Raw genomic sequence first — 550 nt, 5'->3', positions numbered from 1 at the left:
GCGCCGAAGGCGATCAGGCCGGCGGCCAGGGGGTTGCCCTGGGTTTTGGCTTTGACCTGGTCCGGTGCGTGGGAGAGTGCGGTGCCGGCGTCAGAGAGTTTGGCGGCGGCGGTGTCCTTGGCTCCGTGCAGGGATTCGCCGGTGCTGTGCAGGGCGTCCCCGGCGTGCCCGGTGCCGGAGGAGACCTTGTCCTGGACCCGGGTGGTGGTTGAGTCTGCTGCTCCCATGATTTTCTCCTTGACCCCTGTCACGGCGTCCTTCACTGATTCTGTGACTTTTTCAGTCTGGCGGTGGACGATGTTGGAGGGGGTAACTTTGTCGGCGACCGCGTCCACGTTGGTGCCCAGGCGTGCGCGGGTTTCTTCAATGTCTTGGCGGATTGCGTCCGGGTTATCGCTCATCGGTTTACCTCACCTGGTTTTAGGGTTGGGGGAATTTCAGAGAGTGTTTCGCCTGTCTGGGGCATGCCTTTGATTTGTTTGAGTTCCTTGCGGCCGATCGAGGCCAGGACCGCGGCGATGATGCCCCAGATCACGGCGACGATCACGGC

At 62.5% G+C, this 550-nt stretch carries 2 protein-coding genes; both read right to left on the bottom strand.

Annotation, left to right across the window (positions count from 1 at the left end; translation table 11 throughout):
• The coding region (locus tag AC5RV1_RS21370) for a DUF3618 domain-containing protein (protein ID WP_493995955.1) at positions 1 to 401 on the bottom strand (401 nt) is incomplete at its 3' end.
• Positions 398 to 550 (bottom strand): phage holin family protein (locus AC5RV1_RS21365; protein WP_493995956.1); only part of this gene is annotated, 153 nt, incomplete at its 5' end. The genes AC5RV1_RS21370 and AC5RV1_RS21365, both read right to left, overlap by 4 nt.

The organism is Arthrobacter sp. Hb9-2 (assembly GCF_059091165.1).
Note: the sequence above shows the minus strand (reverse complement) of the source record. Positions and strands in the feature narration are given on the sequence as shown.